The organism is Streptomyces corchorusii (assembly GCF_001514055.1).
In the GTDB taxonomy this organism is placed as follows: domain Bacteria; phylum Actinomycetota; class Actinomycetes; order Streptomycetales; family Streptomycetaceae; genus Streptomyces; species Streptomyces olivaceoviridis.
This window is the reverse complement of the sequence record NZ_KQ948353.1, coordinates 120,768-143,917: the sequence shown is the minus strand read 5'-3', so window position 1 is coordinate 143,917 and position 23,150 is coordinate 120,768. Positions and strand designations below refer to the sequence as shown.

At 72.9% G+C, this 23,150-nt stretch carries 25 protein-coding genes; 9 read left to right on the top strand and 16 right to left on the bottom strand.

The window, feature by feature from the left end; genetic code table 11:
- The first annotated feature begins 119 nt into the window (after positions 1-119).
- Both AQJ11_RS07875 and AQJ11_RS07870 read left to right on the top strand, forming a co-directional pair.
- Positions 120-1,310, top strand: a complete 1,191-nt coding sequence (locus AQJ11_RS07875) for a S1 family peptidase (protein ID WP_059262378.1) — start codon at positions 120-122, stop codon at positions 1,308-1,310.
- Between the two features lie 135 nt (positions 1,311-1,445).
- Entirely contained in the window at positions 1,446-3,740 is a 2,295-nt protein-coding gene (locus AQJ11_RS07870; RefSeq protein ID WP_398780669.1) for an AbfB domain-containing protein, read from the top strand.
- Between the two features lie 345 nt (positions 3,741-4,085).
- On the opposite strand, the gene AQJ11_RS07865 is transcribed toward AQJ11_RS07870, so the two are convergent.
- The 4 genes from AQJ11_RS07865 to AQJ11_RS07850 all read right to left on the bottom strand — a co-directional run bounded on the left by AQJ11_RS07865 (position 4,086) and on the right by AQJ11_RS07850 (position 7,484).
- The gene (locus AQJ11_RS07865) at positions 4,086-4,511 is read right to left on the bottom strand and encodes a pyridoxamine 5'-phosphate oxidase family protein (RefSeq protein ID WP_059262377.1); all 426 of its coding nucleotides are present in this window, start codon (positions 4,509-4,511) and stop codon (positions 4,086-4,088) included.
- A 96-nt stretch (positions 4,512-4,607) separates the two neighbouring features.
- Positions 4,608-4,823 carry a hypothetical protein gene (locus AQJ11_RS07860; protein WP_014676944.1) on the bottom strand — a complete coding sequence of 72 codons (216 nt, stop codon included), beginning with the start codon at positions 4,821-4,823 and terminating at the stop codon, positions 4,608-4,610.
- A gap of 165 nt (positions 4,824-4,988) precedes the next feature.
- A complete protein-coding gene (locus AQJ11_RS07855; protein WP_059262376.1) occupies positions 4,989-6,506 on the bottom strand; it encodes an MFS transporter in 1,518 nt (505 codons plus the stop codon).
- Between the two features lie 78 nt (positions 6,507-6,584).
- Positions 6,585-7,484 carry a LysR substrate-binding domain-containing protein gene (locus AQJ11_RS07850; protein WP_059262375.1) on the bottom strand — a complete coding sequence of 300 codons (900 nt, stop codon included), beginning with the start codon at positions 7,482-7,484 and terminating at the stop codon, positions 6,585-6,587.
- A gap of 142 nt (positions 7,485-7,626) precedes the next feature.
- Here AQJ11_RS07850 and AQJ11_RS07845 point away from each other — a divergent pair, with 142 nt between their 5' ends.
- Positions 7,627-8,634, top strand: a complete 1,008-nt coding sequence (locus tag AQJ11_RS07845) for an aldo/keto reductase (RefSeq protein WP_059262374.1) — start codon at positions 7,627-7,629, stop codon at positions 8,632-8,634.
- A 133-nt stretch (positions 8,635-8,767) separates the two neighbouring features.
- On the opposite strand, the gene AQJ11_RS07840 is transcribed toward AQJ11_RS07845, so the two are convergent.
- Positions 8,768-9,436 (bottom strand): TetR/AcrR family transcriptional regulator, encoded by a 669-nt coding sequence (locus AQJ11_RS07840; protein WP_059262373.1) that lies wholly within the window; start codon positions 9,434-9,436, stop codon positions 8,768-8,770.
- A gap of 158 nt (positions 9,437-9,594) precedes the next feature.
- On the opposite strand from AQJ11_RS07840, the gene AQJ11_RS07835 reads away from it, so the two are divergent.
- Complete coding sequence (locus tag AQJ11_RS07835; protein ID WP_059262372.1) at positions 9,595-10,095, top strand: MarR family winged helix-turn-helix transcriptional regulator; 501 nt, start codon at positions 9,595-9,597, stop codon at positions 10,093-10,095.
- Positions 10,096-10,148: 53 nt separating this feature from the next.
- Here the strand turns inward: AQJ11_RS07835 and AQJ11_RS07830 are convergent, their stop codons facing one another.
- On the bottom strand, positions 10,149-11,357 hold the full coding sequence (locus AQJ11_RS07830) for a PP2C family protein-serine/threonine phosphatase (RefSeq protein WP_175252345.1): 1,209 nt from the start codon (positions 11,355-11,357) through the stop codon (positions 10,149-10,151).
- 138 nt (positions 11,358-11,495) lie between these two features.
- On the opposite strand from AQJ11_RS07830, the gene AQJ11_RS07825 reads away from it, so the two are divergent.
- Positions 11,496-11,930 carry a MarR family transcriptional regulator gene (locus tag AQJ11_RS07825; RefSeq protein ID WP_014676951.1) on the top strand — a complete coding sequence of 145 codons (435 nt, stop codon included), beginning with the start codon at positions 11,496-11,498 and terminating at the stop codon, positions 11,928-11,930.
- Positions 11,931-12,322: 392 nt separating this feature from the next.
- Complete coding sequence (locus AQJ11_RS07820) at positions 12,323-12,805, top strand: ATP-binding protein (RefSeq protein WP_014676952.1); 483 nt, start codon at positions 12,323-12,325, stop codon at positions 12,803-12,805.
- Between the two features lie 2 nt (positions 12,806-12,807).
- Here AQJ11_RS07820 and AQJ11_RS07815 read toward each other — a convergent pair whose 3' ends face one another.
- The 3 genes from AQJ11_RS07815 to AQJ11_RS07805 form a co-directional block, all read right to left on the bottom strand.
- Positions 12,808-13,146, bottom strand: coding sequence for an STAS domain-containing protein (locus tag AQJ11_RS07815; RefSeq protein ID WP_014676953.1), 339 nt, complete (start codon positions 13,144-13,146; stop codon positions 12,808-12,810).
- A gap of 121 nt (positions 13,147-13,267) precedes the next feature.
- Positions 13,268-14,353 (bottom strand): cobalamin B12-binding domain-containing protein, encoded by a 1,086-nt coding sequence (locus AQJ11_RS07810; RefSeq protein WP_059262371.1) that lies wholly within the window; start codon positions 14,351-14,353, stop codon positions 13,268-13,270.
- Positions 14,350-15,939: a PP2C family protein-serine/threonine phosphatase gene (locus tag AQJ11_RS07805; protein ID WP_014676955.1), complete on the bottom strand. Its 1,590-nt coding sequence runs from the start codon at positions 15,937-15,939 to the stop codon at positions 14,350-14,352. Before AQJ11_RS07805 ends, AQJ11_RS07810 begins: the two co-directional genes overlap by 4 nt.
- A gap of 363 nt (positions 15,940-16,302) precedes the next feature.
- Here AQJ11_RS07805 and AQJ11_RS07800 point away from each other — a divergent pair, with 363 nt between their 5' ends.
- Positions 16,303-16,548, top strand: coding sequence for a hypothetical protein (locus AQJ11_RS07800; RefSeq protein WP_014676956.1), 246 nt, complete (start codon positions 16,303-16,305; stop codon positions 16,546-16,548).
- A gap of 30 nt (positions 16,549-16,578) precedes the next feature.
- Here AQJ11_RS07800 and AQJ11_RS07795 read toward each other — a convergent pair whose 3' ends face one another.
- From AQJ11_RS07795 to AQJ11_RS07770, 7 genes are all read right to left on the bottom strand, one after another.
- Positions 16,579-17,346: a LamG domain-containing protein gene (locus AQJ11_RS07795; RefSeq protein WP_059262370.1), complete on the bottom strand. Its 768-nt coding sequence runs from the start codon at positions 17,344-17,346 to the stop codon at positions 16,579-16,581.
- Between the two features lie 261 nt (positions 17,347-17,607).
- Positions 17,608-17,781, bottom strand: coding sequence for a hypothetical protein (locus AQJ11_RS49735; RefSeq protein WP_167360852.1), 174 nt, complete (start codon positions 17,779-17,781; stop codon positions 17,608-17,610).
- Positions 17,782-17,807: 26 nt separating this feature from the next.
- Positions 17,808-18,164 carry a PRC-barrel domain-containing protein gene (locus tag AQJ11_RS07790; RefSeq protein ID WP_014676959.1) on the bottom strand — a complete coding sequence of 119 codons (357 nt, stop codon included), beginning with the start codon at positions 18,162-18,164 and terminating at the stop codon, positions 17,808-17,810.
- Between the two features lie 63 nt (positions 18,165-18,227).
- A complete protein-coding gene (locus AQJ11_RS07785) occupies positions 18,228-19,445 on the bottom strand; it encodes a spore photoproduct lyase family protein (protein ID WP_059262369.1) in 1,218 nt (405 codons plus the stop codon).
- 130 nt (positions 19,446-19,575) lie between these two features.
- On the bottom strand, positions 19,576-19,917 hold the full coding sequence (locus AQJ11_RS07780) for a DUF3140 domain-containing protein (protein WP_059262368.1): 342 nt from the start codon (positions 19,915-19,917) through the stop codon (positions 19,576-19,578).
- A gap of 6 nt (positions 19,918-19,923) precedes the next feature.
- The gene (locus tag AQJ11_RS07775; protein WP_014676961.1) at positions 19,924-20,160 is read right to left on the bottom strand and encodes a hypervirulence associated TUDOR domain-containing protein; all 237 of its coding nucleotides are present in this window, start codon (positions 20,158-20,160) and stop codon (positions 19,924-19,926) included.
- A 129-nt stretch (positions 20,161-20,289) separates the two neighbouring features.
- Entirely contained in the window at positions 20,290-20,907 is a 618-nt protein-coding gene (locus AQJ11_RS07770; RefSeq protein ID WP_059262367.1) for a hypothetical protein, read from the bottom strand.
- A gap of 417 nt (positions 20,908-21,324) precedes the next feature.
- On the opposite strand from AQJ11_RS07770, the gene AQJ11_RS07765 reads away from it, so the two are divergent.
- A complete protein-coding gene (locus AQJ11_RS07765) occupies positions 21,325-22,380 on the top strand; it encodes a FecCD family ABC transporter permease (RefSeq protein ID WP_059262366.1) in 1,056 nt (351 codons plus the stop codon).
- Between the two features lie 2 nt (positions 22,381-22,382).
- Positions 22,383-23,150, top strand: a complete 768-nt coding sequence (locus tag AQJ11_RS07760) for an ABC transporter ATP-binding protein (protein WP_059262365.1) — start codon at positions 22,383-22,385, stop codon at positions 23,148-23,150.

Sequence of the window (23,150 nt, the reverse complement as noted above, 5' to 3'; positions counted from 1 at the left end):
TCCCGCATTGGCATGGACCTGACGGCAATGGGCGGCTAGGCTCTGCCCCGCCACGCATGAGAGCGCTCTCAGAACTCGGCTGTTCCACCCCACCCCTGGAACGACGAAGGGCAAGTCCCATGAGACGCACGAGACTTACGCATGCCGTACTGGCCGCGCTGCTGATCCTCGGCGGATCGGGCGCGGCGGGCGCGGTCCCCGCAGCGGCGAGCGGCGCCACCACCCCACCCGGCGCCACCACCCCGCTCGGCTCCGCCGCCGAACCCGCGTCCGAAGGGGTCCTGATCGCCATGCAGCGCGATCTCGACCTCACCCGGAAGCAGGCCGAGGCGCGGATCGCGGCCGAGCGGGCCGCCGCCGCCCTCGATCCGAAGGTGCGCAGGGCGGCCGGGGACGCCTACGCGGGCTCCTGGTTCGACGCGGCGAAAGGGCGCCTGACGGTGGCCCTCACCCCGGACGCCCCGCCGGGCGCACGCCGCGCCATCGAGGCGGCCGGCGCCGAGACCCGTACCGCCGCGCACACGGCCCGGGAACTGGACGCCGTCAAGGCGCGCCTCGACCGGCTCCCCGCACCCTCGGGGGTCAGCGGCTGGCACGTCGATCCGAGGGCCGGCACGGTCGTCGTCGACGTCGTGGGGAGGCACCGCTCTGACAACGATGTCCGGCGCTTCGTGTCCCGGGCCCGCGAGACAGGCCCCGTCACCGTCCGGACCGTCTCCGCGGCCCCGCGCACCTTCGCCGCGGGAACCGTCGGCGGGGACCCCTACTACACGGGCAACGTCCGCTGCTCCATAGGGTTCTCGGTGTACGGCGGCTTCGTGACCGCCGGACACTGCGGCTCGCCCGGCGCCGGAGTCAGCGGCTGGGACGGCTCGTACATCGGCACGTTCCAGGGCTCCTCGTTCCCGGACAACGACTATGCCTGGGTGAGCGTGGGCAGCGGCTGGTGGACGGTTCCGGTGGTGCTGGGCTGGGGCACGGTGCCCGACCAGCTCGTGCGCGGCTCGGCCGTGGCGCCCGTCGGCTCCTCCGTCTGCCGGTCGGGATCGACGTCCCACTGGCACTGCGGGACGGTGCTCGCCCTCAACGAGACCGTCAACTACAGCCAGGGCGCGGTGCACCAGCTGACGAAGACGAGTGCCTGCGCCGAACCCGGCGACTCCGGGGGCTCCTTCATCACCGGAGACCAGGCGCAGGGCGTCACCTCGGGCGGCTGGGGCGACTGCGCCGGCGGAGGCGAGACCTGGTTCCAGCCCGTCAACGAGATCCTCAGCCGGTACGGCCTGACCCTGCACACCTACACCGGCTGACCACGGCCCCGCCCGCAACGGACACGGAGCAGACATGGAGCAGACACCGTGCTGAGACTCCCACCCCGCAGGGCCCTCCGGCCGGCCCGGCCGGAACAGGCCTTACGGCACCTGCGGCACCTCCTGAGCGCCCTCGTGGTGACGACGCTGGCCGTCACCACCCTCCTCACCGCGGGAGCGTCCCCCTCACGAGCCGCCGTGCCCTGGACGCCCAAGCCGGCGCCGATGTCCACCCCCTGGACCGATCAGGTGCCGGTGGACCACCCCCTGCCGGAGTACCCCCGTCCCCAGCTCACCCGGCCCGACTGGGCCAATCTGAACGGCATCTGGGACTTCGCCGTCACCGCCCGCGACGCCGCGCAGCCGACGACGTTCGGTGAGCGGATCCGCGTCCCGTTCGCACCCGAGTCCGCGCTCTCCGGCATCCAGCGGAAGATCACCGGGAACGACCGGCTCTGGTACAAGCGCACCTTCACCGTGCCCGCCGGCTGGGACGGCCGCCGCGTCCAGCTCAACTTCGGCGCCTCCGACTGGGAGACGACCGTCTGGATCAACGGCCGGCAGGCGGGCGCCGTGCACCGCGGCGGCTACGACGCGTTCTCGTACGACATCACACCCCTGCTGAGGAGCGGCGGGACCAACACGATCGTCGTGTCCGTGTACGACCCTACGGAGACCGGCGGCCAGGCCATCGGCAAGCAGCGCATCCAGGACGTCACCCCGCACGCCGGCCGGAGCATCGTCTACACCGCTTCGTCCGGCATCTGGCAGACCGTCTGGCTGGAGCCGACCGCGGCGGCGCACATCACCCGCCTCGACCTGGTCCCGCACCTGGAGGACAGCACCCTGCGCGTGACCGTGCGCGCCGCCGGGGCCACCGGCGCCGGGGTCGAGGTCACCGTCTCCAGCGGCGGTACGCCGGTCGCGAGCGCCACCGGCAGGGTGGGCGCCGAGTTCTCCGTGCCCGTGCCGAACGCCCGCCTGTGGTCGCCGGACGACCCGTTCCTGTACGACGTCACCGCCCGGCTGACCGGCAGCCCGGGCGGTGACAAGGTCGGCGGTTACGCGGGCATGCGCTCGATCGCGGTGAAGGAGGTGAACGGCGTCCGCCGGCCGGTGCTGAACGGGAGCTTCGTCTTCCAGACCGGAACCCTGGACCAGGGCTACTGGCCGGACGGCATCTACACCGCCCCCACCGACGCGGCGCTCAGGTACGACCTGGAGAAGCACAAGGACCTCGGCTTCAACATGGTCCGCAAGCACATCAAGGTGGAACCGCAACGCTGGTTCTACTGGGCGGACCGGCTCGGGCTGCTGGTGTGGCAGGACATGCCGTCCATGGACAGCGGCAAGGCACCGGACGGCGCGGCCCGCACCCAGTGGGAGAACGAGTACCGGGCCGTCATCGACCAGCACCGCAGTTCGCCCGCGCTCATCCAGTGGGTCGACCAGAACGAGGGCTGGGGCCAGTACGACCAGGCCCGCATCGCGGACATGGTCAAGGCGTACGACCCCTCGCGCCTCGTGGACAACATGAGCGGCGTCAACTGCTGCGGCGCCCAGGACGGCGGCAACGGCGACGTGGTCGACAACCACAACTACGTCGGGCCGGGCAACACGCCGACGGAACCGGTGCGGGCCTCGGTGCTGGGGGAGTACGGCGGCCTCGGCTACCGGGTACAGGGCCACGAGTGGTACCCGGGCGGCGGTTTCAGCTACGAGGACCAGCCGAGCCTGTCCGCGCTCGACGACCGGTTCGTGGGCCTGCTCGACGGCATCCGGGAGAACGCCATGCCCGCCGGCGGTCTCTCGGCGTCCGTCTACACCCAGATCACCGACGTCGAGAACGAGACCAACGGGCTGATGACCTACGACCGCCGGGTCGTCAAGGTCGACGAGTCCCGGGTCCGCGCGGCCAACCAGGCGCTGGTCGCCGCCTCCCGCACCCTCGGCCCGCCGGTGAAGCTGCCCCTGGAGCAGTACGTGTCGATCCGCGTCACCACACCCGGCCACACCGACCGCTACATCCGTCACTACGACGGCCTCGGCTACACGGAGGCGGTCGATTCCGGCAGCAGCGACCTGCTGAAGCAGGACGCCACCTGGAAGGTGAAGCCGGGCCTGGCGAACAGGCTCTGCTACTCCTTCGAGTCCCGCAACTATCCCGGTGAGTACCTGCGCCACCGCGACTTCCGGATCCGCCGGGAGGCGGGCGACACCTCCGCCCTGTACAAGGCCGACGCCACCTGGTGCCCCGTCCAGGGCGAGGGCGGCATCCGGCTGTCGGCGGCCAACTTCCCCGGGCAGTACCTGCGGCACATCAACGCCGAACTGTGGCTGGCCCAGCCGGGCGGGACCCACACCTGGGACAACCCGAGCACCTTCACCGAGGACACCACCTGGTCCGTCGAGGCACCCTGGGCGCCCTGAGCGCCGTACCGCCCGAAAGTGTGACGGCGGCGGTGAACCGCTGCCGTCACGCTGTGCACCGGAGCCCGTGCGGTCTCGTCCGCCGGCAGCCGGACGCGGGGCCGGGCGAGCGTGGCACTGATCCGGTGCCGGGCACACACCGGGCCTCGACCAGCCGGATCCGGTCGCTCATCCAGGTCGGACGCCGGGGGAGCAAGCCGACGACGGGCACGATGCCGGACCGCTCCGCGGCCCTGGACCGGCCGGTTCACCCCCGACCAGCCACACGGCACCGGCCGCCGGGGCCTGGGCCTGGACCGACCGGGGGCACCGGGCGGGCGGGGGCCCGGCCCGGCGCCGGTACCGTCAGACGGCTCCCAGGTCGGCGCAGACCCAGTGCTCGGGCCGCATGTAGACGAGGAAGTGCTCGCCGAGCCGGGCCCGGTCGTACTCCACGAACCCGGCGACCTTCTCCCGTGGCAGATAGCGGGCCGCCATCTCCCAGGAGTGCTCGTGACTGTCCGGGGCCGTCCTGGTGACCGGTCCCTCGACCGACACGTAGCGCACCGTGGGCTCCGTGCGCTGCACCATCAGGCTGAAACGCCCCGCGGTGCGGATCGCCCGCGCCTTGCGGGAATCGGCCCCGGTGCGCACCCACAGCTCGCCACCCGGCGTGTACTGGTACCAGATGGGAACCGTCAGCGGGGCGCGGTCCGGCCGTTCCACGACCGACAGCGCGCCGATGTGGGGCTCCGCGAGAAACTGCTCTCGTTCTTCGATGGAGAGTGTCACGGGGCCGACCCTAACGCCGAGGGTCCGAGGCGGCCGTAAGAGATTCCGCCGAATTCCGCGGGACCGACCGCACGCGGGGCACCGGGTGCCGGCGCTCTAGCCGGCGTCGCGGTCCAGGACGCGGCGGGCCGCCTCGGCCTCCGCCGCCGGCGGGGACAGCTCGTCGAGCGTGTCCAGCTCGTCGTCCGATTCCAGTTCCCGTTCCCAGGCCGCCGCGAGGCGTTCCTGCTCCTCGCGCGACCGCGCGCCGACGGCCTCCCGGTGGTGGGGGTCCAGCGCCGCCAGGAATCGTTCGACCGGGTCCGTCGGCATGCGGGTGCTCCTTGTCGCCACTGGGTGCCGCTCCGGCCCAGCATGGCCAACCCCGGCCGCGCCCGCCGCCCGACACGGCCCGGCACCACTCCGATGGCCCTGCGGGCGCCGTGGCCGCGCCGCAGGGCGCTGACCGGCGGCCGGCCGTGCGCGGGCGCGGGCCGGTCAGGTCTGCCGGGCGTGCACCGGGTCGTGCGCGACCTCGTCCGGGCACTTCCGGTGCGGGTGGCTCGACCGCCGGTCGCGCTGCCAGTCGAACGTCGCGAGCGCCAGGGACGCCACCATCCCGACGAGGGCGGCGCACAGCGCGGTCACGAGGGCGCCCCGGTAGTCGTGGCTCCTGCCGAGCACCAGGTAGAACAGGCCCGGCAGGGCGGCGGTGCCCAGCGTGGCGCCCAGCCGCTGCCCGGTCTGGAGGGCGCCGCCCGCCGCGCCCGCCATCCGCACGGGCACGTCCCGCAAGGTCATCGTGATGTTGGGGGAGACCACGAAGCCACCGCCGACGCCGGCGAGGAACAGCACCGGGGCGGCGACCCAGGGAGCGATGTCCAGAGGCACGAAGCGGAGCAGCAGCGCGGTGCCGCCCAGACCGACGATGACGCCCGTCAGGCCGCACACGGTGAGCAGGCGGCCGAACCTGTCCACCAGCCGCCCGGACACCACGGCCGCGCTCGCCGAGCCGAGGGCGAACGGAGTCACGGCGAGGCCGGACCGGAACGGGGAGAAGCCGAGGCCGTGCTGGTAGAAGAGAGCGAACACCAGCCAGACCCCGCTGAAGCCGATGAAGTACAGCGTTCCTATCCCGGCGCCGACGGCGTAGCCGCGCACGGTGCTGAACAGGCGCGGGTCGAGCAGCGGCTGGGCGTGCCGGGCGACCAGGCGGCGCTGCCACTGAGCGAAGACGACGAGCACCGCCGCACCGACGGGGAACAGCCACCACAGCCGGTCGAGACCGCCGGACTCCGCCTGGACCAGCGGGTACATGAGCGCGAGGACGCCCAGGCCGAGGAGCAGGACGCCGGGCACGTCCACCCGGCCCCGCCCGGAGCGCCGGGTGCGGGGCAGCAGGCGGCGGCCGAGGAGAATGGCGAGGACGCCGATGGGGACGTTGACGTAGAAGATCCACCGCCAGCCCTGGGCCCCGGAGGCGAGGGCGAGGATGACACCGCCGATGAGGGGGCCCGCGGCGGAGGAGATGCCGACGGTGGCACCGAAGAAGCCGAAGGCCCGGCCGCGTTCGGCGCCGCGGAACATCTGCTGGATGAGCGCCGAGTTCTGCGGGGCCATGAAGCCGGCCGCGAGGCCCTGGGCGAGGCGGGCCGCCACCAGCAGCATGATGCCGGGGGCCGCTCCGCAGACCGCGCTGAAGATCACGAAACCGCCGAGGGCCAGCAGGAAGATACGGCGCCGGTCCAGCGCGTCGCCGAGACGCCCGGCGGTGACGAGGGCGAGGGCGAAGGTCAGGGCGTATCCGGTGACCACCCACTGCACCTGTGCGGGGGAGGCACCCAGCTCCCGTTGGATGGTGGGCAGGGCGACCGCCACGATCGTCACGTCGAGCAGGCTCATGAAGCCCGCCACCAAGGTGACCCACAGCGCGAGCCACCGGCGCGGATCAGGCTCGCAGCCGGCCTCCTGGGCACTCGCGTCCCGACCATCCGCCGCCGATGTCGACGCTGTCACCTGGGACTCCTCTCACCAGGGCCGCACCCGGTCGGACCAAGTTCCCGCGCCGGACGGAGGCACACCTACCCCGTTCGCTCACCCGGTACCGGCCCCGCTCAGCACCAGTTCGCGGAACGACGGCACGACCGGGCGGAGATCGGTGAGGTGCCAGGCCGCCCAGAGCCGTACCGACGCCTCGTGCCACGGCAGCTCCCGTACGGTGATGTTTTCGCCGGCGCCTCGCAGCATGCTCTTCTGGATCAGCGCGAGGCCCAGTCCCGAGGCGACGAGTCCGAGGGCGGTCTGCGGCTCGGCGGCGTCCAGCCGCACGTCCGGTGTGAACCCGGACGCCGCGCAGGCGGCGATGAAGACGTCGCGCCAGGCCGGATGCTGGGAGTCCGCCACGGCGATCCAGGGCTGCCCGTCGAGATCGGCGGCGGTGACGACCTCCTGCTCGGCGAGCGGATGCCCGTGGGGGAGCGCGAGCATCAGCGGGTCCTCCAGCAGCAGCGCGGAGCACAGGTCGGGGTCGTCGTCGGCGGGCGGCTCGTGGACGAGCGCGATGTCCAGGCTCCGCTGCCGCAGACCCTCGAACTGCTCGGCGGGGCTCAGGGGGTACAGGGCGACGTGGATGTCGGGGCTGCGCTGCTGGAGGGCGCGCAGCGCGCTGGGCAGGATGCCGGTGTGCAGGGCATGCGGGACGTAGCCGATGCACAGCCCGCCCTCCTCGCCCCGGCCCAGCCGCCGGCCGAGGTTCTCCAGCCGCTCGGCGTGGCGCAGCAGCGCGCGGGCCTCGCTGAGGAAGACCCGGCCGTCCGCGGTGAGCCGGATCCGCTGCTGGCTGCGCTCGAACAGCGTCAGACCGAGCTTCTGCTCCAGCTGGGCGATCTGCCGGCTGAGCGGCGACTGGGAGATGTGCAGGGCCTCCGCGGCCCGGCCGACGTGTTCGGCCTCGGCGACGGCGACGAAGTAGGTGAGCTGGCGCAGATCGAGCATGTAAGACCTCTGGGGACTCAAGTCTGTCCAACTATGTCTTGGACAGTCTCAACTCCTCGATCCTAGCCTCGGTGGCACAAGGACGACGAGCCGCCGGACACCCCGCGCGGCGCCCGTCACCACCCTCACCGAAAGACCCCCCATGAGCATCGAGAACCTGCTTCCCGGACGCCTTGGCTTCGGCACCGCCCCGCTGGGCAACATGTTCCGCGCCATCCCGGACGAGGAGGCGGCGGCCACCGTCCAGGCCGCCTGGGACCACGGCATCCGTTACTTCGACACCGCCCCGTTCTACGGCGCGGGGCTCAGCGAGATCCGCCTGGGCGAGGTGCTGTCCGGCATGCCCCGCGACGCCTACGTCCTGAGCACCAAGGTCGGCCGGATCATCCTGGACGAGGCCGAGGACCCTGCCGCCCGCGACCTGGGCGAGAAGGGCGGCCTGTTCGAGCACGGACGCCCCAACAAGATGGTCGACGACTACTCGGCCGATGCCACCCTGCGCTCCATCGAGGACAGCCTCAAGCGCCTGCGCACGGACCGGCTCGACATCGTCTGGGTGCACGACGTCGCACAGGACTTCCACGGCGACGAGTGGCTGACCAGGTACGACACCGCCCGGACCGGAGCCTTCCGGGTCCTGGACCGGCTGCGGGACGAAGGGGTCATCAAGGCCTGGGGCCTCGGCGTCAACCGTGTCGAACCCCTGGAGGTGACCCTCGACCTGGACGAGCCCAGGCCGGACGCGTTCCTCCTCGCGGGGCGCTACACCCTCCTCGACCACGAGCGTGCCCTCCAGCGGCTGCTGCCCGCCGCAGCCGAGCAGAACGTCGACATCGTCGTCGGCGGTCCCTACAGCTCGGGCGTCCTCGCGGGCGGCACGCACTTCGAGTACCAGCAGGCCCCCGCAGACATTGTCGCCAAGGTCGAGCGGATCAAGGCGCTCGCCGCGCGGCACGGCGTCGGCATCAAGGCCGCCGCGCTCCAGTTCTCCCTCGCCCACCCGGCGACCGTCGCGGCCATCCCCGGCGCCACCCGCCCCAGCCGCGTCGCCGAGGACGTCGCCGCGCTCGCCGAGACGGTCCCGGCCGCGTTCTGGACCGCGCTCCGCGAGGAGGGCCTGATCGCCGCGAACGCGCCGCTGCCCGCCTGAACCACCTCCCGCGAGGGCGGCCGGGAACGCACCCCGACGAACGAGGAGGGCGGCGTCATCGCCGAACGGCTGGAGGCGTTCGACGACAAGGAGCGCAGCTACACCTACTCCATCGTCCGGGCCCCGTTCCCGGTCAGCCGGCCGCCGGGGACTCCATGACGAGCCCGGTGAGGTAGGCGGTGAGGACGCGGGTCAGACGGGGTTCCACCTCGACGACGGCATGGCTCAGCCGGGGATCGCTCGTGTACAGCTCCCGCAGGCGCGGCCCCGGGCTGGCCATCTGCCACAGGGCTCCGGCCATGCTGGTCGCCGCGGCGACCGTGTCGACGGCCTGCGGCTCGGTCAGCCCGAGCAGCCGGTGCAGTTCGCCGCCGATCCGTTCGACCTCCCCGAGCGTCACCAGCTTGAAGGACCGCACCGACTCGATCGACACGTTCCGTTCCAGGTTCAGGGGCGCCTGGGCGAGCAGGTCGCAGAACATGGGGCGCGCCGCGAGCGTACGGGCGATGACCTCGGCGACCTCGGCGGGCGTGGCGTGCGACCGGCCCGCGAGGTCGCCGCACAGGTCGGCGGCCCACTGCCGCCACCCCTCCGCGGTCAGTTCGAGGAAGATCTGCTCCCTGGTCTCGAAGTAGCGCAGCAACGCCGACTTGTGCATGCCCACGGCCGCCGCGATGTCGGTGAGGGTGACGTCCCGCACCCCGTGCCGGCCACCGAGCGCGCGGGCCGCGTCCAGGATCGCCTGTTCCCGGGCCTGTTTGGCCTCGGCGCTGCGCGCACGCCGAAAGGCAAGCTCACTCATGGGGGACATCATAGGAAGCGGTAGCGGAACGCGGTCGCGTCACTAGAGGGACGGTGTCGCACCGGTGGGCGCGGACCGGTTGCGGGCGGCTTCACCGGGTACCCACGCGAGGTGAGGAGGCATGGGCACGACCCGGACACGAGGAAGGCGAGCCGCTCGTGACGCGGCTCGGCGGCGCTGAGGACGAAGGAGCGGGGGCGGGTGACGGCGTGGTGGCCGCCGCGCTGGGGATGGGCGACGCCGTGGAGCTTCTGGTGGCCCTGTGGTCGTCGGCTGCCCAGGACGTGGACTTACGTCTGTCGCCCCATCAGCTGCGGGCGCTCCGGGCGCTGGAGGCGGCGCCGGATCTGAACCTCACCGCCCTCGCGGAGCGGCTGGGCATGGGGCTGCCCACGGCCAGTCGGCTGTGCGACCGGCTGGAGGCGGCCGGCCTGCTGGAGCGTTCGCCGCGTTCGCGTGACCGCCGTGAGGTGCGTCTGGAGCTCACGGCGCACGCGCGGCGCGTTCTCGCAGACGTGGCGCGACGCCGGGCGCGGGCACTGGCCGCGGCACTGCGGCGCATGGCGCCGGACGACCGGGCGGCGCTGAGGCAGGGCCTGCGGGCCCTGCGGGCGGTGCTGGACGGGGGAGCGCCGGTGCGGGGCGCCGAGGCGGAGTGACCGGCCGGGCCGGTGCCGGCGGGGCCGTTACTCGCGGCCCGGACCCCGCCGCGTCAGCGTCCGTGCCAGTCCAGACACACGACCAGGGCGTCGTCGTCCGGGGCGGGTCGGCCGCGGTGGCCGGACAGTTCCCGCAGGATGGCGCGGGGCACGTCGGCGGCGGGCAGCAGGCGGGTCGACTGGATCGCCCGTGCCAGCGCGGTGTCCCCGTACGCCTCGCCCTGGGGATCGGCGACGGCGTAGACACCGTCGCTGACGAAGACCAGCCGGTCGCCCGGCCGCACGTGGAACTCCTGGGCCACGTAGTCGGTCTCCTCGAACATGCCGAGCGGCAACTGGGCGTCGAAGGCGACCCGCTCCACGGTCCCGCCCCGCAGACGCAGCATCTGCGGGGATCCGGCGTCCACCACCGTCACGCGTCCGGTGGCGAGCTCGAAGTCGAACATCAGCACCGACAGGTAGCAGCGGCCGCGGTAGTGGGCGTAGACCGCCTGATCGGCCAGGGCCGCCTGGTCCGCGAGGGAGATACCGGCCCGCCGGGCGTTGCGCAGGGCGTTGATGGCCAGGTTCGTGAGCAGGGAGGCCTCTATGCCTTCGCCCATCCCGTTGGTGACGTACAGCATGAGGTGGTCGGCGGTCGCGGACCAGTCGAAGTTGTCACCGAAGATCCCGTACGCGGGCTCCAGCTGGGCGCCCAGCTCGTACTCGGGACGGGCGCACGAACCGCCGGGCAGCAGCTGCCACTGCATCTCGGCGGCCAGGGTGAGCCGGTCCTTGCGGCGTGCCCGCAGATACAGGTCGGTGTCGCGTCCGGCGACGACCACCTCATGGGCGAGCACCTCGGCGGTCTCGGCCAGCTCCGCCAGCCCGTCCGGGGTGAGCGCGTCCTCCGGCAGGGTCACCGACAGCACACCGAGCCGGTCGCCGCGCACGCTCACGGGCAGATGCACCCGGACCAGCCCCTCCGGCGCCGGCTCGACGAACGGCTCCTGAGCGCCGAACGCGCGGCCGGCCGCACTGCCGTGGACCGCGAGCGGCTCGACCGAATGCGGTGGCACGGGAACCGGCTGGAGCACCGTCATCCCGTAGTCCGCCATGAACAACTCGGCGGACCGCGCCGCGTACTCCTTGGCGAGCACGCGGCGAAGGGCGTCGAGCAACTCATCCGGTGCCGCCGTCCGCAGGGCGCGTTCAGCGGTCACAAATCTGTTCACGATGGGAAAAACACCAATCCTTGGTCGGGCCTCGGTCGCACCCGGCATTCGATTCCTCCGCGCCGGTCGTGCGGGACATCTGTCATCAGCCTGCGTCCCTAGTAGGCTGCCAACCGTCCCGAAGCCTGCGAGAGTGTGACAGTGACCGCCTTCCGACACCTGCCACAGCCCGATGAGGTCGCCCGTATGACCTCCACGGCCGGTGAGCTGCTGGAAGTGCTCTGGGGGCGTGCCTCCACCGCGCCCGCCTCCGCATCCCAGCTGCGCGTGCTGCTCATCCTTGAGCACAACGAGGGCATCAACCTGCGCACCCTGGCCGATTCCCTGGCGTCCACCCCGCCGTCCACCAGTCGGCTGTGCGACCGGTTGCAGGCCGCCGGTTTCGTCGACCGCGTGGTCAGCCCCGCGGACCGGCGGGAGGTGCGGCTGCACCTGAGCAGCCGGGGGCGGGCCTTCCTCGACGACCTGCGGGCCCGCAGGGAGAGGGAACTACAGGAAGTCCTGACGCTGATGCCCGCCGCCAAGCGGGCCGCGCTGCTGGAAGGGCTGGAGGCTTTCTGCGCCGCCGCGGCCACGCAGATACACGACGACGCAGAGGGGTCCGGCAGCCGGACCGCCTGATGTGCTGGGCGCGGTACCCGGCCCGTCGGCGCCATGGGGCGCCGGCGGCCCGGACAGGCAGCGGCCCGCGTCCACCGGAACATCACACATCCTTCCCCGTGCCCGTCCGACACGGTTACTTTGTTGCCTCATGGCTATAGTTGTCAAACGGCAACTGCCACGCTCTGTTCTCTCCGTTCTCTCCGTCCACGGATACCCCCGAACGCCGCCGGGCCTGCCCGAGCCGACGACTCCCGCGCCGCGTGGACCCCGCGGTGAGCCTCCGCCGTGGAACCGCCCCGGAGATCCGGACCCGGCCCCCCGGCACCGCCGCGACCGGATACCCTTGAGCGGCGCCGGGCATGTCCGGGCCTCCGGCGGGTAGACGTGGGCCCATGAACGGGGGAACGCGCATGGACCCGGTGACATCGGGGCCCGGTGGTGACGGTGTGACCGGTCCCGAACCGATGCACGAGACCGTCCCACTGGACGGTCAGGGCGCCTGCATCGCCGAGGCACGCCGCCACGCGGCCGACTTCCTCGCCCGGGTGCAGCGGGAGTACGGGCTGCCGGTGTCGGACCGGGCGATGGACCTGACCCGGCTGGTGGTCAGCGAACTCGTCACCAACGCGCGCAAGTACGCGCCGGGTCCGGTACTGCTGGAACTACGCCTCGTCGGCGGTCTCGTCGAGGTGGTCGTGTGGGACAGCGATCCGGCGCTGCCGATGGCACGGCCGGCCGACCCGGGCCGGATCGGGCAGCACGGACTGGAGATCGTGATGGCGGTCGTCCAGGGCTTCGAGGTGCAGAGGGAGCCGGTCGGCAAGCGTGTCACCGCCCGGATCGCCCTGGCCGACGACCCGGACGACACCCTCTCCGGCGCCTCCCCCCGCTAGCCTCACGTGGCGTCGTCCGCGCGCAGGACCCTGGCGCGGGAATCGATGAAGGTGAAGTGCTCCCGGGTGCCGGTCAGGGAGAACAGCCGCTCGACCGCGGGATGGAGCGGGCCGAGCAGGAGCAGTGCCCGGTCCGTGTCCCGGTGGCGGCGCCAGGCGTCGAGAAGGGCGTTGAGCAAGCCGCTGTCGGCGAAGGTGACCTGGGAGAGGTCCACCAGGGTCACGGGGCGCGCCGAGTCGTCGGCCTCGGCCCAGGCGGCCTGGAGCAGATCGCTCTCGTCGTCATCGATCTCGCCGCGCACCGTGATCTCGAAGACTCGGTCATGGCAGGTCAGCCTCACGGTAGCCCTGCGTTCCCAGTGCATCGCGTCGTCCCCGTGCGCCATCGGTCGGTGGCCCGCGCGGCACGGTGCCGCCAGGCCTTGCGTGGTGTTCTCCTACCCAGCCCCGATCATAAATTGCCTATCGGCAAGTATCTGCCGTGGAGAGGGGACGGTCGGTCAGGGCGGCGGTGCCGCGCCGGAGCAGGTGCAGGGAGCGGGGGAAGTCCCGCAGCTGGTGTTCCAGGGCACCGAGTGCGGCGACCATGGAGCGGGCCGGCACGCCCCGCGCCTCAAGGACACGGGCGGTCCAGTCCAGGAACGTGGTGAAGAGCGCCGGGTCGTCGACGTACAGGGCGGTGGCCAGGAACTCCACGATGTGCGAGAGGTCCTCGGCGGTCCGCTCGCGCTGCTCGTCACTGTAGGCGCGCAGGGGCGGGAAGAGGTCTTCCAGGGCCGTCATGGTCTGCCTGACGAGAAGGGCGCGGGACCGGGCGACGAACGTGTACTCCTGGTCGGCCAGGTGGGGCAGGTCGTCCACCATCTGCCGGGCCGCCGCCGGGTCCGGCGCGGGCAGGCCCTTCGCGAGTACGGCCGCCGCGGCACGGGCGTCGGGCGCCCACCGGTCGGCGCCCAGCGCGTGGGCGTAGCGCCCGTCCGGCCCGAAGGCCCGCCCGCCCGCCATGACGGGGACGCCTATGGCCTGGCAGGCGGTGACGGCGGCGTGCGCGGTGGGCAGGCGCGTGGGCAGCGAACCGGACAGCAGTACCGCCTCGGCCCCGGTGCTGTGCAGGTGGGAGACGAGGTGGTGGGTGGGGGTCTGGGCACCGAGGTAGTCCACGCGCCAGCCCCGCAGGCGCAGCACCTCGGCGACCAGCCGCGCCGGCAGGGCGTGCCACTCCCCGTCGACACAGCTGACCGTGACACGCCCCCGAGGCGTCCCGCCCGCACCGCTCTCGCGCTGCCTGTCGTGCGCGAGGCCGCTGATCACCCGTTCGTTGAGCGCGGTCGCGGCATGCTCCTGCGCCACGGTGAGGCGGTCGGCGGCCCACTCCCTGCCCACCCTCTCCTGAACCGCGGCGATCACGTCCAGCAACAGCGTCTCCTCGCCGACCCCTTCGGCCCGGGCACTGCGGACGACGTCGACCGCCGTGTGCTCGTCGCCGTGGACCACGGCCTGCCACAACGCATCCACCAGGGCGTGTGTCGTGGCAGGGGGAGCGGTCACGGAATCCTCCGACGGGTCGTGGAGCGGGCGCGGCCCCGACCGTCCGCCACCGTCCGGTCCGCCACGCGGGGCGCGCCGATGGCCACGGTGGCGATGTCGTCGTGGCTGCCCGGCCCCAGCCACTGGGCGGTCAGCATCTGGATCCGCTCGACCACCGCCTCGGCCGGCAGCCCCGCGCACTCCGCGAGGACCCGCTTGAGCCGGTGCTCGCCGAACAGCTCGCCCCCCAGCGGACCGCCTCGGGCCTCGGTGACGCCGTCGGTGTACAGCAGACAGGTCTCCCCGGGGCCCAGCGTCACCCGTGCGGTGGTGGCGGTGACCCTCGGGAGGGCGCCGATGAGCGATCCGCGCGTGGCGGCCTCCTCGACGGTGCCGTCGGCACGGACGATCAGCGGGGGGAGGTGCCCCGCGCTCGTGAGCCGCAGCGCCACCTCACTGCCGCGCCGGCGGACGGACGCCAGGACCAGGGTGGCGAACCGGGTGTGGGGTGACGACAGCAACGCCTTGTTGAGCAGGGTCAGCATGCGTACGTGATCGGTGGCCAGCGGCAGCAGCGCGTGCAGCGTGTTGCGGATCTTGCCGGTCAGCACCGCCGCGTCCAGGCCCTTGCCCGCCACGTCCCCGAGCGTCACCAGGCTCTCCTCGGTGGGGCCCGCGCCGGGATGGACGTCGTAGAAGTCGCCCCCGATGTGCTCGTTGTCCCGCGCCGGGCGGTAGGCGCCCGCGTACTCCACCCCGTGCACGCTCTCCAGCCGTGGTGGCAGCAGTTCCCGCATCAGGGTGGCGGTGATCGAGGATTGCTCCGTGTACAGACGGGCGGCCGACAGCGCGGCCCCGGCCCGGGCCGCGAAGAGCCGGGCGAAGAGTTCGTCGTCATCGCTGAACGCCTGTTCACCGCTGGAGCGAAGCAGGACCAGCGCACCGGCGGACACACCGTGCCCGGGCAGCGGGGCGACGATGACGGAGCCCACCGGCTCCCGGAAGCCCGCCGGACGCGACCAGCCGGGCAGGCGGGCCGGGTCGATCCAGCGCGCGGGCACCGGCGGGAACCCTTGCAGGGCCTCGGCCAGTCCGGGCAGGTCGCGCACCTCGACCGACGCGGTCACCCGGGTCACCGGCCCGCCGCGGAAGGCGTACGTGAGCGGGTGCCGGCGGCCCTGCGGCGGAGCGACGAGCACAGCCGCCTCGGCGAGGTGATCGGTGGCCATGCGGGCCGTGGCCTCCAGGCACCGCGTCAGGTTCAATGTCGACAGCAACTGGCTGGAGACGTCGGCGAGGAGGGCGGTGCGCCGGCGTGTCCCGGCCAGGGCGGCCTCCGCCAGCCGGCGGTCGGTGTCGTCGACGAGCCACCACACCACGTCGCCCTCGTCCGTCGGGGTCGGGTGCGCCTCGAAGAACCGGTCCGCGACGGCGCCGGCCGTCCGGACCGCACCGCAGGACGTCCCGTCCGTGAACCGTCCGTGTGCCTCCGCCAGCCAGGACGGAACGGTGTCGCGGAGCTTGTCCCCGCGGACGGCGTCGGACCACAACTGCCGGGCCGCGCCGTTCAGCTCGACCAGGCCGCCGTCCCGGTCGGCGACGAGCACCGGGTACGGGGCATGCGCCCAGGCGGCACCGGGACCGGCCGCGACGCAGCGAGGATCGACGGGGGAGCCGCTGGAACCGAACACACGCGGGGGCACGTCCGGGACGCGCCCCACCACCTCTCTGCGACGGACAACAGATGTCTTATGGCAACAGTCCCGCATGACGCCCTTCGGCGCAAGCGGCTCTCGTCGTTCCCGGTTGACGCGGTCCGGGCGGCGCGCAGAGGGCACCGCCCGCACCTGGCGGGGCCCCTTGGTCACGCGGACGCGGCCCCGGGCCACGCGTCCCGAGGGGCGACCAGCGGCGTGAAGGGGCGCGGCGGGGGAACCCGGCCGTGTCGACGAACGGATCGGAGGACGGCCATGACGGGACACACCGACGAGCCCGCCGAGCGGTTCGGCCGGGCCCGCGACGAGGAGGAGCCCGGAGCGCACTCGGGCAGCGAGAGCCAGGCCCGCGACCGGACGGTTCCGGGCACGGCCGGCGCCAAGGAGGGCTACCAGCCCGAGGAGGGCACAGCGGCCGGCGAGCCGCTGCGCGGCGTGCGGGCCGAGGAGCGGCCGGGGGAGCGCCGGCAGGGAGACGAGGAGACCGGTTCCGGCCGGTAGGGAGGGCTCACCGGGCCGGACGGCGCGGTGTCACTCGGCGGGGCCGCTCACGGTGGCGGCCTCGCCGTGCTTCCCGCCGTCGCCCCCACCGCCCGGGCCGGGACGCCGTACGACGAGACTGCTCACCTCGAAGCTCATCTCGGTCGTGTCGTCCTCGGGCGGCGGGTGGTAACGCCCGGCGCTCACCGAGAGGTTGACGATGAGATAGGCGTACCAGGCGCGGCCCACGCCCCGCCCGTCCGAGAACACCCGCGTGCCGTTCAGCCACCAGACCACGGAGCGGCGCCCGAAGTCGGTGCGCAGGTCCACCCAGGCGCCGGGGCCGACGGCGTCGTCGTGCACGTAGCGGTCGGCGCCGCGCACGTGGTTGGTCAGTTCCAGCAGGTCCGGGTGGTCCGGGTGGTACTCGAAGACGTCGATCTCCTGGTCGCCGTCCCGCCAGGTCCAGATGGCCGGCCAGGCGCCGATCTCCTGGGGCAGCCGGACGCGGGCCTCCAGCACGTCCCCCGTCCGGACCGTGAACCCCTCCTCGCTGTCCTCGGTGGTCAGCAGCCCCGTGTTCCATCTGCCGTCCGGCCGGCGCGTGGCCCGGAAGACTCCGGAGCGGCTGTGGTCGGCGTCGGGCACCAGGTAGTCCAGTTTGTCGTCGCCCGGATTGACCGGGCCGCCGTCCGGATAGGCCCACGAGCGGCCCGCGACCCACTGTGTCTCGGAAGTGAAGTCCGCCGTGAACACGACGTCGGATCCGGTCGGGCGGCGCGGGGCCGGCAGCCGGCCGTCCGCTGCGAGTTCCTCCATGCCCGATGTCTCACCGGCGGTCGCCCGGTCATGCGCCCGGGCCCCGATCCGGCCCCGAGATTGAGCCGTCCGGGTGAACGGCGGATGGTTCGGCGCAGACGGGCACCCTGGGCGCGCGGCTACCGCCGGACGCGGTCCAGCAGGGCGGTGGGGGTCGCCTCGTCGCCGACGTTCCGGCCGCCGTAGCAACCCAGCGCGCCCATGGTCGTGCTCCGGGCACCTCCACGACCGCTCCCTGCCCAAGGGGCGGAGCGGAGCGCGTCAGCGGACGACGCGGTGCCGTCGGCCTCCTCGGTGGAGGCGCACCGCCGCGAAGACGAGGTCGAGGACGAGCAGGACGGCGCCGATGACCAGGAGGTAGACCAAGCCGTGACCGACGAATCCGATGATGCCCAGGACGACGGCCACGAGGATCAGGAACAGGAAAAGACTCATCGGATCTCCCGGCGTTCTTCCATGCGTCAACGGCGGGCCAGGCGCCGCTCGCCGCCGGCGCCGGGGGTGTAGGTCAGCTCGTAGTGGGCGAAGACGTTCGGCTCCTCGGCGACGGGCAGTTCGCCGTCGGGGTCGATCGCCGGGGCCTTCTTCACCTGGTCCTTGCTGTGGGTGACCTTCAGGTAGCCGGGACCGACCGTCGCACCGGGGAGCGGCACGAACACCAGACGGCGACGGGTGGGCAGGCCCACGGTCACCGTGGCGAAGAACGGCTGGTCGGTCGCCGTGTCCACATAGACCGACTCCAGGGCGCCGATCTTGTGCCCCTTGGGGTCGACGACGTCGTGGCCTCGCCACTCGCGGATATCGGATGCCTCGAACATCAGAACCTCCTCTGCGGGGGTACCCACGATCGGGCCGGTGATGTGGCCGCGCCACCCGAAAGCTCAGAAGGCGTACCGGATGCGCAGCCAGGGGGCGTGGGACGCCACGAGGTCCCGCAGGGCCCGCACGGCCTCCGCCTTGACGCGAGTGGCGTAGCGGACGTTCAGCGCGCCGTTCTCCGAGCGTTTGCCCTGTTGCAGGGCGGGCCGCCACAGCACCTCCTCGGCGCGGGGGTGCCATCCCAGGTTGACCTCGTGCAGCTCCCGGTTGTGCGTCAGCATGATCACTTCGGCGGCAGCCTGCCGTTTGACCCTGTCGGGCAGGGCGTCGTCGAGATGCCGCAGCAGTTCGGACCAGGCTTCCCGCCAGCCCGGGCGCACCACCACGGGGGAGAGGTTGAAGTGGACCTCGTATCCCGCGTCCAGGAAGTCCGCCGCGGCGGCGATCCTGTCGCCGACCGGTGACGTCCTGAGGTCCAGCAGCCGTGAGTCCGCCGAGGGCATCAGCGAGAAGCGGATGCGGGTCCGGCCCCGCGGGTCCAGGGCCAGCAGGTCGGGGTTGACGAACTTGGTGGCGAACGACGCCTTCGCCGTGGGCCACCGGCGGAAGGCGCGGACGAGATCCGCGGTGTTGTCGCTGATGAGCGCGTCCACCGAACAGTCGCCGTTCTCCCCGATGTCGTAGACCCAGGCCGACGCGTCGCACTGGTTCGGGTCCCGTTTCCGGCCCTGCCGTGCGATGTGCCGTGCCAGGTGGGCGATGATGCCGTCGATGTTGGTGAAGACGGTGATGGGATTGGCGTATCCCTTGCGCCGCGGCACGTAGCAGTACGCGCAGGCCATCGCGCACCCGTTGGAGGCGCCGGGGCCGATCCAGTCGGCGGACCGGCCGTTGGGTCGCGTCGTCAGCGTCTTCTTCTCGCCCAGGACCAGTGTCTCCCCCTTCACCCGCACCCAGCGCTCGACGTTCCCCTCGTTGCCGTGCAGCCCGGGGATGCCCCAGTGCGACTCCACCGCGATCACCTCGGCCTCCGGGAAGCGGGCGAGGATCTGACGGCCGCGCGCGGAGGCGGCGGCGGCCGGCTCGGCGTAGACGGTCCGTACCGGGAGGAGGCGGCGGGCCGTGGCGGAGTCGCGGAAGGAGGAGCGCTGCTCCGGTCCGTGCCCGGGAACCGTGCCGCCCCGGCCGGCCGTGCGCGTGCCGGGCGCGGCGGTGTCCAGCGCGTCGACATCGAACAGGGTGTCGGCGCCGTCGTCCGGTCCGGCGGAGGGGTACCGCATCTCTGCTCCGCTCGGGTAGGTGCCTCGGGAAGGTGCCGTGGGGGGGGGGCTCCACTCCACTGTAGGCATGTGGCGCACCGGTGGGTCCGCGCACCCGGCCGGCACCGGAGCGCCGCTGTCGGCGGGGGACTCAGCGGTCGTCCAGAGGATCGTGACCCCAGTTCATCAGCGAGTGGCGCCACCGTGTGTCGCGTACGTCTCCGGACGGGCGCTGTGCGAGGTGACGGCGGATGTATCCGGTCACCTTGCGCATGTGCGCGTAGTCCGCGTCCGAGAGGTCGCCCTTCTTCTTGCGGAGGATGTCCACGATGGCGCGGCCGGAGGCGTGACCGGTGGACTCGCCCCCGTCCTTGTGCTGTCCGGCGGCCCGGGAGTCGTCCGTGGCCAGCCACTCCTCCAGCGCGGAGGGTGTCATGTTCACCAGTTCGCGGAAGCCGTCCCAGATCTGCTGGTGCTGCTCCTCGCCCGCCACCGGGCCCTACTTCTTCCTCTTGAGCGCGGACGGCTTGTGCACGGCCGTGCGGCCGGACTTCTCGCTGCGCACCTCGTACTGCGGGTCGTCGGGCGAGGCGTCCACGGTGCGGCCCGCCGCCTCGGTGCGCTCGGTGATCTTCTTCTCCACGGTGCCCGCGGTCTCGCTTCCGTGGCTCTTCCAGGACACCTTCTCTCCCTTGGACGGCTCGTTCTCGTCTGACGCGCGCTTAGCCTTGGCCATGGTCGTACTCCCGGGGGACGGAGGTTCCGGAGTGCCGGTGGATCGCGGTGTGTCCTCCCACCACCGTGCCGGGAGAGGGCGCGGTCCGCACCTGCGGGCCCGGCCGGCCCTCTCCCCGGGCCTCAGACGTCAGGAGAGCTGGCCGACCGCCGTTCGGGTGGTCGTCTTGAATGCCTTGACCGGGGCGTCGCGGAACGAGCCCATCTGGGACCACTTCACGACCGTCACGGTCCTGCCGTCGCGGCCGACCGAGAACAGGGCGACGTCGGAGGCGCCCCAGGTCGCGGTGGTGTGGATGCCGTAGACGTGGGCGCCCGCCGCCACCTTGACCTTGCCGTAGTACTTCTTCGCCGCCGTGATGTCAGGGAACTGTGACCGGAGCTTCTTCGCGCAGCCCGCGAGGTCCTTGCGCAGCAGGGCGGCGAAGTCGGCGGCGCGCTGTGCGTCGCGCTCCACCACGGTGACCTGGAGGGCGTTGGTGTCGAGGTCCGTCCAGTAGGCGCGGTGCACGGAGACCGACGGCAGGGCGTCCCCGACGCAGATCGGCAGCGGGTCCGGCCGGCCGGCGGTGACCGGGCCGGCGTACCAGGGCGACGACGGGTGGGGCGGCAGGTCCGCCGGGTCGAGGAAGGCGGGTGCGTCGGCGGTGCCGGCGGCAGCCGTCGCCGGGACCGCCGCCAACGCGAGGACGGTGCCGGTGGCCAGGGCCGTCAGGGCGTTGCGGATGCCCCGCGTCCGGATCGTCATGTGTCCCCCTGTGGTGTGATGCGCTGGATGCCGGTGAGGACGGATTCCTCCCGGCCGTTCATATGGAGTACGACCCGTGCCGGGGGCGGTTCGTTGTGCCCCCGTGCGGCACGGAACGGTCACGGACGTCAGGTTCGCAGGCGCACACCGGCCGCCGGTACGCCCCCGCCCGCGGTGAACGGTTTGTTAGGCTCGCCCTGCCTCCCGTGGGGGAAGTCCGGTGAGAGTCCGGCGCTGACCCGCAACGGTGTGCGCGGGGACCTGTGTCCTCGCGCGAGCCCGATCGCCCGCGGAGGGGTCAGCGACCCGTTTGACTGCTCGCCGCGGACTGCGAGAGGGGGCCGCGCGGCCGGCACGGCCGTACGGGCTGTCCCTGTTCGACGTCCCACGGCGGCCCGTGCGAAGGACGGCCCCACCGTGCGTCGAAGAACGGCCCCCTGCCGGATACCCGCGCTGCCGCTCTGCCTGGCGCTGGCAGCGCTGCTGGTGCTCTCGCTCCTGTGCGGTGTCGCGCTCGGGGCCGCCGGAATCGGCTGGGCCGACGTACTCCGCCTGCTGTGGGCCGGGCTCACCGGCGGCACCCTGCACGCCGACGACGCGGCCCCCTACACCATCGTCTGGGAGATCCGGCTGCCCCGGGTCCTGCTCGCCGCCGTCGTCGGGGCGGGGCTCGCGGCGGTCGGCGTGGCCGTGCAGGCCATGGTCCGCAACGCGCTGGCCGACCCGTTCGTCCTCGGCATCTCCTCCGGCGCCGCGGTGGGCGCCAACGCCGTCATCCTGCTCGGCGCGCTGGCGGGACTCGGGGTGTGGGCGCTGTCGGTGTCGGCGTTCGCCTCGGCGCTCGCGGCCATGGCCCTCGTCTACGCCGTGGCCCGCTCGCCGCACGGACCGACCCCGCTGCGGCTGATCCTGACGGGCACCGCGCTGGCGTACGGCTTCGAGGCCGTCACCACGGTCATGGTGTTCGGCGCGGCCCGGGGCGAGGCGGCCCGGTCGGCGATGATGTGGCTGCTGGGCAGCCTCGGCGGCGCCACCTGGGCGCAGGTGCCGCTCGCCGCGGTGACCGTGGCCGCCGGATGGGCGTGGCTGCGGTGGCGCGCGGAGGCGCTGAACGCGCTCGCCATGGGGGACGAGACCTCGGCCGCCCTCGGTGTCCCACCACCCCGTCTGCGGCGGGAGCTGTTCCTGGTGACCGCGGCCGTCACGGGAACCGTCGTCGCGGTCAGCGGAGCCATCGGATTCGTCGGGCTGATGGTCCCGCACGTCGTGCGGATGCTGGTCGGTGCCGACCACCGCCGGGTGCTGGCGGTGGCCCCGCTCGCGGGAGCGGTGCTGCTGGTGTGGGCGGACGTGCTGTCCCGGCTGCTGCTCGCCCCGGCCGAACTGCCGGTCGGCGTCATCACCGCGGTGGTCGGCGTTCCCGCGTTCCTGCTGCTGATGCGGCGGGGCGGTTACGCCTTCGGGGGGCGCTGAACGTGCGGCTCGACATCGATGACATCACGATCGAAGCGGCCGGGACCCGCCTGGTCGAGCACATCGGCCTCACCGTGGACAGCGGGACGTTCGCCGGACTCGTCGGCCCCAACGGCAGCGGCAAGTCGACCCTGTTGCGCAGCGTGTACCGGGCGCTGCGGCCGACCGCCGGGGCGGTGCGGCTGGACGGCGACGACCTGCACGCCATGGACCCGCGGGCCACCGCCCGCGCGCTCGCGGCGCTGCCCCAGGAGTCGTCGGCCGAGTTCGACTTCACCGTGGCCGAGGTGGTCGCCATGGGGCGGCTGCCGCACCGCGGCCGTACGGCCGCTTCCGACCGGGAGACCTGTGCGCGGGCGATGGACCGCACGGGCGTCGCCCACCTCGCCGACCGGGGGTTCGCCGGCCTGTCCGGAGGCGAGAAGCAGCGGGTCCTCATCGCCCGCGCGCTGGCGCAGCAACCCCGGGTGCTCGTCCTCGACGAACCCACCAACCACCTCGACATCGCCCACCAGTTGGACGTCCTCTCCCTGGTCCGGGACAGCGGCCTGACCGTGCTGGCCGCACTGCACGACCTGAACCTCGCCGCCGCCCACTGCGACGTCCTGTACGTCATCGACAAGGGCCGGATCGTCGCCGCCGGCCCACCGCACGACGTACTGCGGCCCGCCCTGCTCGCCGAGGTGTTCGGCATCCGCGCGCACCCGGTGCGGCATCCGGCGACCGGCGCCGTCCAGCTCCTGTTCGACCTGCTTCCGCCCACCACCTGA